Origin of the sequence: Kluyvera huaxiensis, assembly GCF_040149365.1 — a bacterium.
GTDB lineage: Bacteria > Pseudomonadota > Gammaproteobacteria > Enterobacterales > Enterobacteriaceae > Kluyvera > Kluyvera intermedia_A.
This window is the reverse complement of sequence record NZ_JBEFLV010000014.1, coordinates 71,410-87,148: the sequence shown is the minus strand read 5'-3', so window position 1 is coordinate 87,148 and position 15,739 is coordinate 71,410. Positions and strand designations below refer to the sequence as shown.

The 15,739-nt window shown below is 57.1% G+C and carries 15 protein-coding genes and 1 pseudogene; 8 read left to right on the top strand and 8 right to left on the bottom strand.

Features of this window, described 5'->3' with window-relative positions; all coding sequences use genetic code 11:
* Positions 1-11 precede the first annotated feature (11 nt).
* From ABOC97_RS15335 to tesA, 3 genes are read right to left on the bottom strand one after another with little or no spacing between them, the layout of a single operon-like run.
* On the bottom strand, positions 12-866 hold the full coding sequence (locus tag ABOC97_RS15335; protein ID WP_349599275.1) for a co-chaperone YbbN: 855 nt from the start codon (positions 864-866) through the stop codon (positions 12-14).
* A gap of 58 nt (positions 867-924) precedes the next feature.
* On the bottom strand, positions 925-1,692 hold the full coding sequence (locus ABOC97_RS15330) for an SDR family oxidoreductase (protein WP_349599272.1): 768 nt from the start codon (positions 1,690-1,692) through the stop codon (positions 925-927).
* Positions 1,693-1,714: 22 nt separating this feature from the next.
* Positions 1,715-2,347 (bottom strand): multifunctional acyl-CoA thioesterase I/protease I/lysophospholipase L1, encoded by a 633-nt coding sequence (gene tesA, locus ABOC97_RS15325; RefSeq protein ID WP_349599270.1) that lies wholly within the window; start codon positions 2,345-2,347, stop codon positions 1,715-1,717.
* Here tesA and ybbA point away from each other — a divergent pair.
* The 8 genes and pseudogenes from ybbA to ABOC97_RS15280 all read left to right on the top strand — a co-directional run bounded on the left by ybbA (position 2,315) and on the right by ABOC97_RS15280 (position 11,625).
* A complete protein-coding gene (gene ybbA / locus ABOC97_RS15320; RefSeq protein WP_349599267.1) occupies positions 2,315-3,001 on the top strand; it encodes a putative ABC transporter ATP-binding protein YbbA in 687 nt (228 codons plus the stop codon). The two genes, tesA and ybbA, sit on opposite strands and share 33 nt — an antisense overlap.
* Complete coding sequence (gene ybbP, locus ABOC97_RS15315; RefSeq protein ID WP_349599264.1) at positions 2,998-5,412, top strand: putative ABC transporter permease subunit YbbP; 2,415 nt, start codon at positions 2,998-3,000, stop codon at positions 5,410-5,412. The genes ybbA and ybbP overlap by 4 nt, the downstream gene beginning before the upstream one ends.
* A 297-nt stretch (positions 5,413-5,709) precedes the next feature.
* Positions 5,710-6,852 carry a porin gene (locus ABOC97_RS15310; protein ID WP_349599261.1) on the top strand — a complete coding sequence of 381 codons (1,143 nt, stop codon included), beginning with the start codon at positions 5,710-5,712 and terminating at the stop codon, positions 6,850-6,852.
* Positions 6,853-7,310: 458 nt separating this feature from the next.
* Positions 7,311-8,252 carry an ABC transporter substrate-binding protein gene (locus ABOC97_RS15305; RefSeq protein ID WP_349599258.1) on the top strand — a complete coding sequence of 314 codons (942 nt, stop codon included), beginning with the start codon at positions 7,311-7,313 and terminating at the stop codon, positions 8,250-8,252.
* Positions 8,185-8,835, top strand: coding sequence for an ABC transporter permease (locus ABOC97_RS15300; protein WP_349599255.1), 651 nt, complete (start codon positions 8,185-8,187; stop codon positions 8,833-8,835). Before ABOC97_RS15305 ends, ABOC97_RS15300 begins: the two co-directional genes overlap by 68 nt.
* A gap of 6 nt (positions 8,836-8,841) precedes the next feature.
* Positions 8,842-9,687, top strand: coding sequence for an ABC transporter permease (locus tag ABOC97_RS15295; RefSeq protein WP_349599252.1), 846 nt, complete (start codon positions 8,842-8,844; stop codon positions 9,685-9,687).
* A pseudogene (locus tag ABOC97_RS15290) lies at positions 9,680-10,657 on the top strand (ABC transporter ATP-binding protein). Before ABOC97_RS15295 ends, ABOC97_RS15290 begins: the two are co-directional and overlap by 8 nt.
* A complete protein-coding gene (locus tag ABOC97_RS15280; protein WP_349599249.1) occupies positions 10,654-11,625 on the top strand; it encodes an ABC transporter ATP-binding protein in 972 nt (323 codons plus the stop codon). Before ABOC97_RS15290 ends, ABOC97_RS15280 begins: the two are co-directional and overlap by 4 nt.
* Here ABOC97_RS15280 and mnmH read toward each other — a convergent pair.
* The 5 genes from mnmH to ppiB form a co-directional block, all read right to left on the bottom strand.
* On the bottom strand, positions 11,622-12,710 hold the full coding sequence (gene mnmH, locus ABOC97_RS15275; protein WP_349599246.1) for a tRNA 2-selenouridine(34) synthase MnmH: 1,089 nt from the start codon (positions 12,708-12,710) through the stop codon (positions 11,622-11,624). The two genes, ABOC97_RS15280 and mnmH, sit on opposite strands and share 4 nt — an antisense overlap.
* Positions 12,711-12,818: 108 nt before the next feature.
* Entirely contained in the window at positions 12,819-13,886 is a 1,068-nt protein-coding gene (purK, locus tag ABOC97_RS15270) for a 5-(carboxyamino)imidazole ribonucleotide synthase (protein ID WP_349599243.1), read from the bottom strand.
* Positions 13,883-14,392: a 5-(carboxyamino)imidazole ribonucleotide mutase gene (gene purE / locus ABOC97_RS15265; protein WP_061281976.1), complete on the bottom strand. Its 510-nt coding sequence runs from the start codon at positions 14,390-14,392 to the stop codon at positions 13,883-13,885. Before purE ends, purK begins: the two co-directional genes overlap by 4 nt.
* A 119-nt stretch (positions 14,393-14,511) precedes the next feature.
* Complete coding sequence (gene lpxH / locus ABOC97_RS15260) at positions 14,512-15,234, bottom strand: UDP-2,3-diacylglucosamine diphosphatase (RefSeq protein WP_349599240.1); 723 nt, start codon at positions 15,232-15,234, stop codon at positions 14,512-14,514.
* 3 nt (positions 15,235-15,237) lie between these two features.
* A complete protein-coding gene (gene ppiB, locus ABOC97_RS15255) occupies positions 15,238-15,732 on the bottom strand; it encodes a peptidylprolyl isomerase B (RefSeq protein WP_349599238.1) in 495 nt (164 codons plus the stop codon).
* Between the last annotated feature and the right edge of the window lie 7 nt (positions 15,733-15,739).

The following is a 15,739-nucleotide window of genomic DNA, read 5'->3' as shown; positions in this document are numbered from 1 at the left end:
CAGACGAGCAATCAGTACAGCAGGGAATAGAGCTGGCGACGGTACTTCGACGCCAGCGCATCGCCGGTACCGAGCGCCGCCAGAATTTCCTGCAGCATTTTGCGCGCCTGACCATCCGCCGCGCCTAAATCTTTACGCAGGTGGCTGAACAGCAGCTCCAGCGCTTCTTCATTACGTCCCACCTGATGTAGCTGTAATGCCAGCTTAGAGGCCAGCTCGGCATCTTCCGGGTTCTGCTCAACCTGTTGTTGCAGCTGCTGAATCTCCGGTGTATCGGCCGCTTTCTTCAGTAATTCAATCTGCGCCAAAAGACCCTGATAATGGGTATCCTGATCCTGCAATGGAATGGTTTTCAGCACCGCTTCGGCATCTTCGGAACGGTTAAGCGCAATCTGCGTTTCCGCTAGCAGCAGGCCAATCTGGCTATCCTGGCCGGAAAGCTGCCAGGCGTCTTTCAGCAGCGGCAGGGCGTCGGCGTGATTGCCTTCCTGAATCAGCGCCAGCGCCTGCTGAGCCTTCAGCTCTTCTTCACGCGGCAGCACTTTATCTAACAGCGCGCGAATCGCTTCTTCCGGCTGCGGGCCCTGGAAACCATCGACCGGCTGACCGTTCTGGAACAGATACACGGTTGGAATCGCGCGCAGACCAAACTGGGAAGCGACCATTTGCTCGGCATCACAGTCAACCTTCGCCAGAATAAACTGGCCGTTGTACTGGGTGGCCAGACTTTCCAGCACCGGCGTCAGATCCAGACAGTGCTGGCTGCGTTCAGACCAGAAATAGAACAGCACCGGAATGGAGGCGGATTGCTCCAGGGTCTGGTGCAGGTTAGCTTCGGTGATGTTTACGATACTCTGTACGGACATAAGTCATTCCCTATAATCGGTTTGTATTCGAGATGGGGGCAAAAGCGTGCGCTTCAACTTAGCCCTGCAGAATTTTGTCCATCAGTCGAGCCGGCAGCAGGCGTTTTAACCAACCTACCGCATGTGTCACCAGCGTGACCGGATAGCGCAGCTTGGGCTTATCGCTAATAAACGCATGGCGCACTTTCTCTACCACCGCATCCGGGCCCAGCGTAAAGCGCGCGGCGATCCCCGGGTTCTCTACCGCATTATCGCTGGTCTGATTGACGTTTTCGGTAAAACGGGTGCGAATCGGACCTGGCTCAATCAGGCTGACTTTAACGCCGCTATGGCGTAACTCCATGCGCAGCGCGTCGGACCACGCTTCCAGCGCGTATTTGCTGGCAGCATACGCGCCACGGCCCGGGGTAGAAATCAGCCCCATCACCGATGATGTCATCACGATCCGGCCTTCACCGTGCGGCACAATAGCGGGCAGCAGGCGCATAGTCAGTTGGTGGACACCAAAAAAGTTGGCGGAAAATTGCTGCACCATCTGCGCGCGACTGATGCTCTCCAGCGGGCCATAAACGCCATATCCGGCGTTATTAAACAGGCCAAACAGGCGATTATTGGTTAAGGCGATAACCTGATCGGCGGCGTTATCGACGCTTTCCGGGCTATCGAGGTCGAGCAGAATGCCCGTCAGCCCCATCCCATCCATGCGTTTTACATCATCAGGTTTGCGGCAGGCGGCCAACACGTGAAACCCCTGGCGTTTTAGTTCAAGTGCGCTTTCAAGACCAATCCCACTGGAACATCCTGTAATTAAGACCGATTTTTGCATAACTTTACCTGAAGACACCGCTTTACTTTCCGGCGTCGTGATTAACTAATGGAGCCAGACGTGCCGTCATCCAGTCGCTAATAAACGGCTGGGCGTCACGGTTGGGATGGATGCCATCATCCTGCATCCACTGCGGCTTGAGATAAACCTCTTCCATAAAGAAGGGCAGCAGTGGAACGGTGAACTCGCTGGCAAGCTTCGGATACACGGCGCTAAAGGCCTCATTATAGCGGCGTCCATAGTTTGCGGGCAGACGAATTTGCATTAAAAACGGTTCGACGTTGGCCGCTTTGAGCTGCTGCAAAATGGTGCGCAGAGTTTGTTCAATCTGCTGCGGTGGAAAACCGCGCAGCCCATCGTTACCGCCAAGCTCCACGAGTACCCAGCGCGGCTGGTGTTGCTTGAGCAGAGCGGGCAGGCGAGCCAGTCCCTGTTGGGCGGTGTCGCCGCTGATGCTGGCGTTGATCACGTTGATTTTCGGCTGCCATTTGTCGTTCAACAGGGCAGGCCAGGCGGTATTGCCCGCCATACGATAGCCCGCGCTAAGGCTGTCACCCAGCACTAACAGCGTGTCCGCCGCCGCGGCGCGAAAGCTTAACAGAATCAAAAACAGGACAGGCAAATGCCAGCGGAAAACGTACTTGAAGTTCATCATCTTAAGAAATCCGTCGGTCAGGGGGAGCATGAGCTTTCCATCCTTACCGGAGTTAACCTGATTGTCAAACCGGCGCAAACCCTTGCTTTAATTGGCGAGTCTGGCTCCGGAAAGTCGACGCTGTTGGCTATCTTAGCCGGGTTGGATGACGGTAGCAGCGGCCAGGTGAAGCTGCTGGACCACCCGCTGGAGAAAATGGATGAAGAGGCGCGTGCTCGCCTGCGCGCTCAGCATATCGGTTTTGTCTTTCAATCGTTTATGTTGATTCCAACGCTGAATGCGCTGGAAAACGTTGAGCTGCCCGCGCTGCTACGTGGTGAAAGTGATAAACAGAGTCGGCAGGGGGCGAAAGCGCTGCTCGAACAGTTGGGGCTGGGCAAGCGCCTGCATCATCTCCCGGCGCAGCTTTCTGGCGGTGAACAGCAGCGTGTGGCGCTGGCACGCGCCTTTAACGGCAAGCCAGATTTGCTGTTTGCCGATGAGCCGACCGGCAACCTCGACCGTCATACCGGCGATAAAATTGCTGACCTGCTGTTCTCCTTAAACCGTGAACACGGCACGACGCTGATTCTGGTTACTCACGATGCCCAACTGGCCGCGCGCTGCGATCGTCGCCTGCGCCTGGTCGATGGGCAACTGCGGGAGGAAGCATGATCCTACGCTGGTTTTGGCGCGAATGGCGTTCGCCGTCGCTGCTGATTGTTTGGCTGGCGCTAAGCCTGGCGGTGGCCTGCGTGCTGGCGTTGGGCAGCATCAGCGATCGTATGGATAAAGGACTCAACCAGCAAAGTCGTGACTATATGGCTGGCGATCGGGCGCTGCGCAGTTCGCGTGAAGTGCCGCCCGCGTGGCTGGAGAAAGCGCGCTCTTTGGGTCTGACGGTCGGCGAGCAGATTAACTTCTCGACCATGACCTGGGCGGGCGACACGCCGCAGCTGGCGGATGTTAAAGCGGTGGATGATAGCTATCCGCTGTACGGTGAGCTGCAAACGCTGCCGGCAAACGTCAAACCGCAGGCCGGTACGGTGCTGATGGCACCGCGGCTGATGGCGCTACTGAATCTGAAAACCGGCGATAACATTGACGTCGGCGATGCCACGCTGCGTATTGCTGGTGAGGTGGTACAGGAGCCGGACAGCGGCTTTAACCCCTTCCAGATGGCGCCACGCCTGATGATGAACCTGGCGGACGTGGCGAAAACCGGGGCGGTACAGCCCGGCAGTCGGGTGAGCTGGAACTACAAGTTTGCCGGCACGCCAGCGCAGCTGGCGAGCTACGAAAGCTGGCTGCTGCCGCAGCTTAAGCCAGAACACCGCTGGATTGGACCAAATCAGGATGACGGAGCGTTAGGCAAATCGCTGCAACGTTCGCAGCAGTTCTTGCTGCTGTCGGCGCTGTTAACGCTGCTGCTGGCGGTAGCCGCCGTTGCCGTGGCGATGGGGCACTATTGCCGCAGCCGTTACGATCTGGTGGCTGTTCTGAAAACGCTGGGTGCCGGGCGGGCGCAGTTACGCAAGTTGATTATCGGCCAGTGGTTGCTGCTATTGGCACTGTCGGCGCTGGCGGGCGGCGCGATGGGACTGCTGTTTGAGTCTATCCTACTAACGCTGCTAAAACCGGTGCTGCCAGCGGCGTTACCGGCTGCCAGCGCCTGGCCGTGGCTGTGGGCCGTAGGGTCGATGGCGGTGATTTCGCTGCTGGTCGGCCTGCGCCCCTATCGTTTGCTGCTGGCAACCCAGCCCCTGCGCGTGCTGCGCCAGGATATGGTAGCCAACGTCTGGCCGCTGAAAATCTATCTGCCGGTGGTTTGCGTGATTACCGTGGCACTTCTGGCGTGGCTGATGGGCGCAAGCCCGCTGCTGTGGTCGGTTCTGGCGGGGGCCGTGGTGCTGGCGGCGCTGTGCGGACTGGTCGGCTGGCTGCTGCTAAAAGTGCTTAAACGGCTGACTCTGCGCGCGCTGCCGTTGCGTCTGGCGGTTAATCGTCTGCTGCGCCAGCCGTGGTCAACGTTGAGCCAGCTGGCGGCTTTCTCGCTGTCGTTTATGCTGCTGGCGTTGCTGCTGGTGCTGCGCGGCGATCTGCTCGATCGCTGGCAGCAGCAGTTGCCGCCGGAAAGTCCAAACTACTTCCTGATTAATATTGCCCCTGAGCAGGTGAGTGAGGTCAAAACCTTCCTTGCCGATCATCAGGTGATCCCGGCCGCGTTCTATCCGATTGTTCGCGCCCGTCTGACGCAGATTGATGGTCACAGCACGGAAGGTAATAAAGACGAGTCGCTGAACCGTGAGCTGAACTTAACCTGGCAAAATCAGAGGCCGGAACACAATCCGCTGGTGGCGGGCGTCTGGCCACCGAAACCCGGAGAGGTGTCGATTGAAGAGGGGCTGGCGCAGCGGCTGAATATTAGCCTCGGCGATAGCGTCACCTTTACCGGCGATACTCAGGATTTCAGCGCGAAAGTGAGCAGTATTCGGAAAGTGGACTGGGAGAGCCTGCGGCCAAACTTCTTCTTTATCTTCCCTGACGGCGCGCTGGACGGGCAGCCACAGAGTTGGCTGACCAGCTTCCGCTGGGATCGCGATACGTCACTGTTAACCCAGCTTAACCGCGAGTTCCCGACGGTGAGCCTGCTGGATATCGGTGCCATTTTGAAACAGGTCGGTCAGGTGCTGGCTCAGGTCAGCCGGGCGCTGGAAGTAATGGTGGTGCTGGTGACCGCCTGTGGCGTGCTGCTGCTGTTGGCGCAGGTACAGGTGGGGATGCGCCAGCGTCATCAGGAGCTGGTGGTCTATCGTACTCTGGGTGCTGGCAAATCGCTGCTGCGCGCCACGCTGTGGGCAGAGTTCGCGCTGCTCGGGGCGATTTCAGGCCTGGTGGCAGCCATCGGGGCGGAAACCGCGCTGGCTCTGTTGCAAAGCAAGGTATTTGATTTCCCATGGTCGCCGGACTGGCGTCTGTGGGTGGCGTTGCCGGTATGCGGGGCGCTATTGCTGTCGCTGTGCGGCGGCGGGCTGGGGCTGCGATTGCTGAAAGGTCGAGCGCTGTTCCGCCAGTTCTCCAGCTAACGCAGGATTGTCCTATTATGACGCTTATCCGGGCCGGATAAGCGTCTCTCTCCATCCGTCTGCGCGGGGTGAACGCAGGGTAAACCGCTCATCTGGCCGACGAACTGTCCACGGGAGTTCGCCCTGGCCGCATAAAATTGCCCATCCTTTCATCAAATTGCCTTTTTTACGGCACCATTCGGTAAATCTGGAAACCTAAAGCGCACGTTTCATTAAAAATCAGCGAGGTGTAATTTATTAATAAACGATAATATTTGTTAGCCAGATAGTTGGCTTGCAATCTATCAAGGAAAAATAATGACTATAAAAATGAAAGCACTGGCGTTATCGATCGGTGCTGCAGTGGCTTTGACGTCTTTCGCATCCCAGGCTGAAATTACCCTGCTTAAGCAGGATCCTCAGGCTGGTAATCCGCTGAGCCGTCTGAACTTCACCGTAGGCGGGAGTATCCGTCCACAGTTCCAAAACATGAACGGCGATGACGGTAAAAACGGCTACAAGCGTAACGGCTTTGACGGCGGCACCCGTTTCCGCTTCGCGGCTGATTACTACCTATTCGACGATATTAGCTGGGTCAGCTACTACGAACTGGGTGTCAACATTCCAGCGGTCTTCGACTGGGATAACCACCACGCCGAAGGCGCAAACGACACCACTCGTCGTATGCTCTACACCGGTCTGAAAAGTGACACCTGGGGTACGCTGACCTTCGGTCAACAAAACAGCATCTACTACGATGTGGTCGGTGCGAAAACCGATATCTGGGACTATGACATGATTGGTCAGGCATCAGGTAACGGTATCAACGGTGACTACGATGGTTCTTATCGTACCCGTAAATCTCTGAAGTATAAGAAAACCGTAGGCGATGTTGATCTCTACGCTTCTTACCTGTTCAGCGACGACCTGAACCTGAACAACGGCCTGATGTACAAACGTAAAGGCGGCGGTTCACTGGGTGTGGATTACCACATCACTGACGATCTTTCCTGGGGTACTGCATGGAACTATACCCGTGCGGACATGAGCAACATCAACAACAGCGACGGCAAAACCTACGATCAGAACATCCTCGGTACCGCACTGAGCTGGACGCCTGACAACTGGACCTTCTCCGTTGGTGGCGGCTGGTACCAGAACTTCATGACCACCAAGAAATCGTCCGTTCACGACTACTTCGCCGGTGATGCATGGGGTGTGGAATACTTCGCGGGTTACAAAATCCCGGTTGGCCAGTACGCGCTTAAATCCGTTCAGCCATACTTCATGGGTGACCGTATCGAATACGTGAATGGTCGCAACTACCAGCGCATCGATAACGGCGTGGGTATCAGCTTCCAGCTGGATTACGGTTTCCGTGTTGACTATGAACACGTCTTTACCTCCAGCACCGATGACCTGGGTGATATGAACCTGGTGCGTCTGCGTTACGATTTCTAATCGTCAACACATAACCCTTCTCGCGGTTTCAGCATTGGCAGTGTGAAGGGTTTTGTGAATGAAAGGGCGGCGCTGGCCGCCCTTTGCATAGTTTATTTTCAACTTTCCTTAGCTAAAAAACGTCTAGCTTCTGCCACCATTCCCGCTTTTTTGTTACACATCAACTGGTTATAATTTCGCTCCTCAACTATCCCTGTTTTTCATTTCATGTTGTTGACAGCAGAGCCTTATCTGTCTGTAAATTCTGACTTTTCTATCCGGTATGGAATTGTGAAGCGGTTAACAAGGTGAAGGGGATTCAATTGCGTACCTATTGATTAAGGCGCTTATATACCGAGTTAAATATAAAACCGGGTATTCAACCCGCGCCACGCTGTTGAAAGAAATGTTGGACACCGGTCTGTCGGTTTATTTCTTTGCAGGAATAAGAATTTAAAAGGGTAAGGAGTTAATGACGTATGCGTAAATTATTTATCCCCGCTGCATTTATTTCACTGGCGCTGGGTCTCACCGGTTGTGACGATGCAAAAAATAAAGACACCGCGAATGCCCCGGCAGCCAGCAGCAGCGCGGCAAAAGACGGTGGCTCGCTGATTATTGGCATTACCTCCGGCGACCCGCTGGCAGTGAATCCGATTTACGCCAGTGACCGCACCACGCTGACCATCATGCAGGCGCTGTACGCACCGCTGTATAGCTATAACGACGGCAAAATTGAGTGGGGCCTGGCGGAAAGCCTGGAACCATCCGCCGACAACCTGAGCTATATCCTCAAGCTCAAACCGAATCTGAAATGGCAGGATGGTCAGCCGATCACCGCCGCTGACGTAGTCTTCACCTTCGATAAGCTGCTGGACGAAAAACAGCACAGCTTCTTCCGCAGCATGTTTATGTTTGGCGGCAAACCGGTGCAGGTTAGCAAGGTGGATGACTTAACCGTGAAGTTCACGCTACCGCAGGTGAGCGCGGCGTTTGTTGGCACGCTGGTGCAGATCTACCCGATCCCACAGCATGTGTTCGCTAATGAAAGCGATCTGGAAAAGAGCAGCAAAAACGACGCGCCAGTAGGTTCTGGTCCGTTCAAATTTAAAGAGTATCGTGCGGGTCAGTACTATTCCCTGACGCGTTTTGACGATTACTGGAACGGCAAAGCCAAGCTGGATTCCGTGACCTACCGTTTTGCTAAAGACAGCAACTCGGCGAACCTGGCGCTGCAAAATGGCGAAATCAATCTCAAGATGGTCGACCCACAGGACGTATCACGTCTGACCAAAACCGATAAATTCAACTTTGTGGTCTACCCGGAAGGGCGTCTGGCGTACACTTGGTCTGATGGGCGCGTCTTTGCTGCTGGCGATTGTGCTGGCGGTGCCGTTGGGGCTGCTGGCCGGTGCGTTTAAGCATCGTTGGCTGGATTACGTGCTGAACCTGTTCGCCTACATCGGCATCTCCGTGCCGATCTTCTGGTTTGGTATTTTGCTGATTACCGTTTTTGCCGTGCAGCTCAACTGGTTTCCCAGCATGGGGATGCGCACCATTGGCGTTGAAGATAGCTGGCTTGATGTCATGCGCCACGGTGTGCTGCCGTGTATCGCGCTGACGTTTTATAACCTCTCGACCTACGTGCGCTACGTGCGTTCTAACACCATTACCCAGCTGTCGGCGGACTATGTGCAGACGCAGTTGGCCTACGGCGCGACCTATCGCACGATCTTGTTCCGTCACGTGCTGAAAAACGTCCTGCTGCCGGTGATCACCCTGTTCGGCCTGTCGTTTGGTGAGCTGGTGGTCGGCGCGTACGTGACCGAAAGCGTCTTCTCCTGGCCGGGGATGGGGCTTTTGGGGATCCAGGCGATCACCTCGCTGGACTATCCGCTGATCATGGCGATTATCCTGCTGTCATCGCTGATGCTGATCGTCGGCAATCTGCTGGCCGATCTGCTGTATCGCTTTGCCGATCCCCGCATTCGTACAATGAGGTAACCGACGATGAATCGACGCTGGCAAAACGTTCGCCACCAGCTCCGCCGCAATCGTCCGGCGCAGTTTTCCCTGCTGGTTTTGTTTATCTTTGTGGTCGCGGCGCTTGCCGCGGGCTTCAGTCCTTACGATCCGGATCAGATGTCGCTGGCCGCCCGCATGCTGCCGCCCGATGGCGCACACTGGTTTGGCACCGATGAATATGGCCGCGACTATTTTACCCGCGCGCTTTCCGGTGGTCGCATCTCGCTGATGGTTGGCTTTCTGGCGATGCTGTTTTCCACGCTGATTGGCACCGTGGTGGGCACTATCAGCGGCTATTTTGGCGGCTGGCTGGACAACCTGATGATGCGCGCTGTCGATATTCTGATGGCGATCCCGGCCTTCTTCCTGCTGCTGGTGCTGAACGCCTATCTGAAGCCGGGTGTGGACAACATCATTATGATTATCAGCCTGTTGACGTGGATGAACATGTCGCGGCTGGTGCGCGCGGAAACCCTGTCTATCAAGGAGCGTGAATACGTTCTCTATGCTCGAGCCTCCGGGGAAAGCCCGCTGCGTATTATCGCCCGGCATATTATTCCCGGCGTGCTGCCGACGATTATCGTGGCCGCGACGCTCAATATTGCTTCGGCGATTCTCATGGGGTCGACGCTGAGCTTCCTTGGCCTTGGCGTCCAGCAGCCCGCCGCATCGTGGGGCAGCATGCTCAACAACGCCCAGTCGTATATCGGCGAGGCCTCCTGGCTGGCCATGTTCCCGGGCATTTTGATTCTGCTGACCGTCTTTAGCTTTAACGTACTTGGCGACGTGTTCCGCACCGCCTTCGAACCGGGGGCCAACCGCGATGCCTGACTTACTTGAGCTTGATAACCTGCAAACCTCGTTTTTCACCCGCGATGGGGAAGTTCACGCGGTGCGCGGCGTCAGTTTTGCGCTTAACGCCGGGGAACTGGTCGGCATCGTCGGAGAATCCGGGTGCGGCAAAAGCGTAACCTGTAAATCGATTCTTCAACTGCTGGGCAATAACGGCAAAATCACCGGCGGCAGCGTACGTTTTCGCGGCGACGATTTGGCGCAGAAAACGCCGCAGCAAATGTGACAAATCCGTGGCAACGACATCGCGATGATTTTCCAGGACCCGATGACCGCGCTTAATCCGGTGCTGACGATTGGCCGGCAGATGACGGAAATCCTGATGCGCAATAAAGGGCTAAGCCGCAAAGCCGCCAACGAAAAGGCGCTGGCGATGCTGGAAAGCGTGGGTATTGCCGATGCGCCGCGGCGCTTTAAGCAGTATCCGCATGAATTCAGCGGCGGGATGCGCCAGCGGGTGATGATTGCCATCGCGCTCTCCTGTGACCCGCAGCTGCTGATTGCCGACGAGCCGACTACCGCGCTGGACGTGACCATTCAGGCGCAAATCCTGCGGCTGTTGAAATCGCTGCAGCAGCAAACCCAGGCGGCGATTTTGCTGATTACGCACGACCTTGGCGTGGTGGCGCAGATGTGCAGCCGCGTGGTGGTGATGTACGGCGGGCTGGTGATGGAAGAGGGCAGCGCCGAAGACATTTTCCTGCGCCCGGCGCACCCGTATACCCAGGGGCTGCTGGCTTCGCTGCCTCGCGCCGATGACCCGGAGCACCGGCTCTCGCCGATTGAAGGCTCCCCGCCGGGGCTGCTGAACCCGCCGCCGGGTTGCCCGTTTGCCGAACGCTGCTCGCTGCGTATGCCGCAGTGCGCGGCGCAGCCGGCGTTTCGTCAATGTGGCGCAGGCCATCGGGTCGCGTGTTGGTTATCGGCAGAACAGGAGGTATCGGCATGAGCGAGGCACCGTTAATTCGTCTGCGCGAGGTGCGGAAACATTATGCCCTCAATGGCGGCATCTTCAGCCAAAAACGGCTGGTAAAAGCCGTTGATGGCGTCAGCTTTGATATTCAGCCGGGCGAAACCTTCGGCCTGGTGGGGGAGTCCGGCTGCGGTAAATCGACGGTCGGGCGGTCGATTCTGCGGCTGTTTGATATCACCTCGGGTGACATTGAATTCGCCGGGCAGGATATTGCGCAGGCATCGGAGAAAACGCTCAAGCCGTTACGCCGCCGGATGCAGGCTATTTTCCAGGACCCGTGGTCGTCGCTTAACCCCGGTATGACGGTACAACAGCTGGTGGCTGAGCCGATGAAAATTCATGGCTATGATGCCCATACCCAGCGCGAGCGCGCCGAGGAAATGCTCTACAAAGTGGGGCTTAAGCCTGAGCATCTGACCCGTTTCCCCCATGAGTTCAGCGGCGGGCAGCGCCAACGCATCAGCATTGCCCGTGCGCTATCGGTGCGCCCGGAGTTTGTGCTGTGCGATGAGCCGCTGTCGGCGCTGGATGTGTCGGTGCAGGCGCAGGTAGTGAACATTTTGCAGGACCTGCAGCAGGAGCTGGGGCTGACCTATCTGTTTATCGCTCACGACCTGTCGATGGTGCGGCATATTTCCAGCCGCATTGGGGTGATGTATCTCGGTAAGTTGGTGGAGGTAGCGCCAGCGGGCGAGCTGTACCAGCGTCCGGCGCATCCGTATACGCAGGCGCTGCTGGCCTCGGTACCGGTGGCCGATCCGCGGATTCAGCAGTTGGACGACGGCGGGTTAAAAGGCGAAATCCCCAGCCCTACGGCGGAACTGCGCGGCTGCCGTTTTTGCAGCCGCTGCCCGCACGTGATGCCGCAGTGCCAGCAGCAGGAGCCGCCGATGCGAGAAATAGCTCCGCGCCACTTTGCGGCCTGCTGGCTATTTAAGGCTTAAGGGTGCGAAGAGAGCCAGCTCACGACGTCTTCTGATGTCCCACGGAAGACAATCTTGTCGGCTTTCTTCTCCAGCTGATAGCGGTACATCGGGTCGTAATACTCGTTAAGCAGCGGTACCAGCCAGGCGAAATGCGCTTCGGTGGAGCCGCTGCGCCGCTGCTCGGCTAGTGATTCGTCGAGGGTGGCGGTCAGTTCAGCAAAGCGCTGTAGCCCCAGACGGCGGCGGATAGCGAACAGGCCATGATGCAGATAGGCGCTGTACTCTTGCCAGCCTTGTTCTTCACCGTAGGCGGTGAAAAAATCGTGGTGCATACGGGTGAAATACTCTTCCCGCAGCCGCTCGATGCGCAGCTCAAATGGATCTTCCACCACCGCGATAGGCGACTGCGCCATGCGCTCGCGCAGGCATTCCGGCAGGTGGTTAGCGCCAATCATCCGGCCCTCATCTTCCAGCACCCAGCGAACGCGATCCTGTTCATGCGCGCCTTGCAGCAGCGCCGTTGCCAGGTGGTTCTCAAAAGTAGCCTGGGAGAACTGCGCATTGAGCGTGCGGCCAAATGAGGAACCGCGATGATGGGCCAGACCTTCGAGATCGATTCCCTGTGGCTGCTGGCGAACCAGCGGCGTTTTGCCGTTACCGGTGCAGCCGCCGATAAGGATTATCGGATGGCGGACCAGTTCTTCGGTCGCCTTAATCGCCGCCTGACGCAGGGCCTTATAGCCGCCAACGATCAGCGGATAGTCGATGCCATGCTCTTTTATCCAGCTTTGCGTGATATGCGAACGCTGCCCGCCGCGAGCGCAGCACAGGTAGCCGTTCGGTGTGTCACGGCAGGCGTCCAGCCAGGCCGCAATGCGCTGCTGGCGAGTGTCGCCGGCAACCAGCTTATGCCCCAGAGCCAGCGCGGCGTCGGCCCCTTCGCGTTTATAGCAGGTGCCAACAGCGGCGCGCTCTTCGTCGGTCATCAACGGCAGGTTAACGGCGGCGGGCATTGCGCCCTGAGCGAACTCAACCGGTGCACGAACGTCAATGATGGGCGTTTCCGCGCGCAGAATGGCGCAGTAATCCGTCCCATTATTCATGGGGAAATCCTTATGTGAACAAAGTGGGGGTATTGCGGTTACGGCGGGATTTTACGCTTCAAGGAGGGGGCCGGGGAAGCGTAAGTTGCTTTCCCCGGCACTAAAGGCCTATTTCAGCCGGGTTTGCGCCCAGGCGATGCCGCTGGCGTACTCGGCTGGCAGCAGCGGAACCAGCGCTTCCAGCGTAGCGGCGAGACGGCCGGTATCGCTGTCATTGAGGTTCAGGTGGCCCACTTTACGGCCCTCGCGAACGTCTTTGTCATACCAGTGCAGGTGCACCAGCGGCAGCTTCAGCCAGTCATAGTTCAGGTCGGTGCCAATCAGGTTAACCATCACTGACGGACTATTGACCACCGGCGGCGGTAGCGGCAGGTCGGTAATGGCGCGCAGGTGCAGTTCGAACTGGCTGATGGAGGCGCCGTTCTGCGTCCAGTGGCCGCTGTTGTGCACACGCGGAGCCAGCTCGTTGATCAGCAGACCGGCAGGCGTTACGAAGCACTCCATCGCCATCACGCCCACATAGTTCAGCTCTTGCATAATGGCGGAAAGCATCGTTTCTGCCTGCGCCTGCTGCTGAGCATCTGCCTGCGGGAAGGCCACGCTCATGCGCAGAATACCGTCCTGATGTAGGTTGTGGGTCAGGGGATAGAACACGGTGCTGCCATCGTGTGCGCGAGCGCCGACCAGCGACACTTCGCCAGAGAAGTTAATACCTTGCTCAACGATGCACTCGCCGTAGCAATCGTCCGGCAGCTGTGCGGTTTCGTCGGCGCGCAGACGCCACTGGCCGCGCCCATCGTAGCCACCGGTGCGGCGTTTCACGATCGCCAGCTCGCCCAGACGGTCAAAGACCGCAGGCCACTCACCGGCGTTCGCCAGCAGCTGCCACGGAGCGGTGGCGAGGCCAAGTTTATCGAACAGCGATTTTTGCGTCAGGCGATCGGCAATAATCGGGAAAACATCGCGGTTAACAAACGCTTTATGCTCTGCCAGTTCGCGGCTCAGCGCGGTTTCCGGCCAGCGTTCAATTTCGGCGGTAATCACGCTCTGCTGAAACGGCACGGCGGCCGGGTCGGCTTCTAAGCCAACGGGCCAGACGGCAATGCCCAATGGCTCACCGGCCTGGCGCAACATCCGGCCTAGCTGGCCGTTGCCGAGTACGCAAACCTGTTTCATGCCGCACCTCGCGGATCGGGATTATCCAGCACTTCATCGGTTTGTGCTTTACGCCAGTCCTGCAGACGTTGATGCAGTTCTGCGTCGTGCTGCGCGAGGATCTGTGCGGCGAGCAGGGCGGCGTTGGCGGCGCCTGCTTTGCCAATTGCCAGCGTGCCAACCGGAATTCCGCGCGGCATCTGCACGATAGAATAGAGGCTATCGACGCCGCTCAGGGCCGCGCTCTGTACCGGAACACCCAGCACCGGTACCAGCGTTTTAGCCGCAATCATACCGGGTAAATGCGCAGCACCACCGGCACCAGCAATAATCACCTGATAACCATTGCTTTCGGCTTCTTCGGCGAAGCTAAACAGTTTATCGGGGGTGCGGTGGGCGGAAACCACTTCAACGTGGTGAGGAACATTCAGAATATCGAGGATTTCTGCGGTGAACTGCATGGTTGCCCAGTCACTTTTGGACCCCATCACGATGGCGATACGTACCGGATTATTGCGGGAAGACATACGTCTTAAAACTCCTGTGGGTGTGCTGCACACGACGTTAGAGGCCACAGAGAATAACACGGAAAATGGGCAAGGAAAACGGTTGCGTCACCCTGATAAGGGGGCGTCAGGTGGAAAAATTAAAACGGGAAGGGGATAAGTTCGACGTCGTCCTGGCTGACTTTAACCATCGAACCGTGGCTATGCCAGGCACCTAGCACCACGCGGTGCGCCGTTTCGCCGTTGGCGTTGAGCGTATGGATATCCGGACGATGAGTATGCCCGTGAATCAGCCACTGCACGTGATGTTTTTCCATCACCGCCACGACCGCCTGTGGGTTCACATCCATAATTGCCATCGACTTGCTGCTGTTGGCCGCTTTGCTGTCGTTACGCATTTTCTGCGCGATGCGGCGACGGATAAACAGCGGCAGGGCAAGGAACAATTTTTGGATCCACGGGGTGTGGACTTTGGCGCGAAACGCCAGATAGCCGGGATCGTCGGTGCACAGGGTGTCACCGTGCATAATCAGCACGTCGCGACCGTAGAGATGCAGGACTTTTTCTTCGGCAAGCAACTGCATGCCGCTCTCGCGAGCGAAACGCTTGCCGACGAGGAAATCACGGTTGCCGTGAATGAAATAGCAGGGAACGCCGGAATCGACTAATGATTTGATTGCCGTCGCGATTTCCCGGTGTAGCGGGTTAGGGTCGTCGTCGCCAATCCAGGCTTCAAACAGGTCGCCCAGAATATACAACGCATCGGCGCTGCGTGCTTCACCGGCTAAAAAACGCAGAAAACCGGCGGTGATCGCCGGTTCTTCTGTTTGCAGATGCAAATCTGCAATAAAGAGTGTCGCCACCAATTACTCGCTGATGGTCACGCTTTCGATGATAACGTCTTCTTTAGGAACGTCCTGATGCATGCCGCTACGACCGGTAGAGACTGCTTTGATTTTATCAACAACGTCCATGCCTTCTGCGACTTCAGCGAAGACACAGTAGCCCCAACCCTGCAGGCTTTCGCCGGAGAAGTTCAGGAAGTCGTTGTCTGCTACGTTGATGAAGAACTGGGCGGTCGCGGAGTGCGGAGCCTGAGTACGGGCCATCGCCAGCGTACCACGGGTGTTTTTCAGACCGTTGTTAGCTTCGTTTTTGATAGCTTCTTTGGTGGTCTTCTGGTTCATGCCCGGCTCGAAGCCGCCGCCCTGAATCATAAAGCCATTGATAACACGGTGGAAAATCGTGTTGTTGTAGAAACCTTCGCGGCAGTAGTCCAGGAAGTTTTTAACTGTTTCCGGCGCTTTGTCGTCGAACGTTTTGATGACGATATCGCCGTGATTAGTGTGGAAAGTAACCATTTCTGCA

What these genes read in the sequence shown, in the direction of transcription:
- ABOC97_RS15335 (WP_349599275.1), bottom strand. Translation starts at nt 866, where the DNA reads ATGTCCGTACAGAGTATCGTAAACATCACCGAAGCTAACCTGCACCAG.
- ABOC97_RS15310 (WP_349599261.1), top strand. Translation starts at nt 5,710, where the DNA reads ATGACTATAAAAATGAAAGCACTGGCGTTATCGATCGGTGCTGCAGTG.
- purE (WP_061281976.1), bottom strand. Translation starts at nt 14,392, where the DNA reads ATGTCTTCCCGCAATAATCCGGTACGTATCGCCATCGTGATGGGGTCC.
- tesA (WP_349599270.1), bottom strand. Translation starts at nt 2,347, where the DNA reads ATGATGAACTTCAAGTACGTTTTCCGCTGGCATTTGCCTGTCCTGTTT.
- ABOC97_RS15295 (WP_349599252.1), top strand. Translation starts at nt 8,842, where the DNA reads ATGAATCGACGCTGGCAAAACGTTCGCCACCAGCTCCGCCGCAATCGT.
- mnmH (WP_349599246.1), bottom strand. Translation starts at nt 12,710, where the DNA reads ATGAATAATGGGACGGATTACTGCGCCATTCTGCGCGCGGAAACGCCC.
- ybbA (WP_349599267.1), top strand. Translation starts at nt 2,315, where the DNA reads ATGCCAGCGGAAAACGTACTTGAAGTTCATCATCTTAAGAAATCCGTC.
- purK (WP_349599243.1), bottom strand. Translation starts at nt 13,886, where the DNA reads ATGAAACAGGTTTGCGTACTCGGCAACGGCCAGCTAGGCCGGATGTTG.
- ABOC97_RS15280 (WP_349599249.1), top strand. Translation starts at nt 10,654, where the DNA reads ATGAGCGAGGCACCGTTAATTCGTCTGCGCGAGGTGCGGAAACATTAT.
- ybbP (WP_349599264.1), top strand. Translation starts at nt 2,998, where the DNA reads ATGATCCTACGCTGGTTTTGGCGCGAATGGCGTTCGCCGTCGCTGCTG.
- ABOC97_RS15305 (WP_349599258.1), top strand. Translation starts at nt 7,311, where the DNA reads ATGCGTAAATTATTTATCCCCGCTGCATTTATTTCACTGGCGCTGGGT.
- ABOC97_RS15300 (WP_349599255.1), top strand. Translation starts at nt 8,185, where the DNA reads ATGGGCGCGTCTTTGCTGCTGGCGATTGTGCTGGCGGTGCCGTTGGGG.
- ppiB (WP_349599238.1), bottom strand. Translation starts at nt 15,732, where the DNA reads ATGGTTACTTTCCACACTAATCACGGCGATATCGTCATCAAAACGTTC.
- ABOC97_RS15330 (WP_349599272.1), bottom strand. Translation starts at nt 1,692, where the DNA reads ATGCAAAAATCGGTCTTAATTACAGGATGTTCCAGTGGGATTGGTCTT.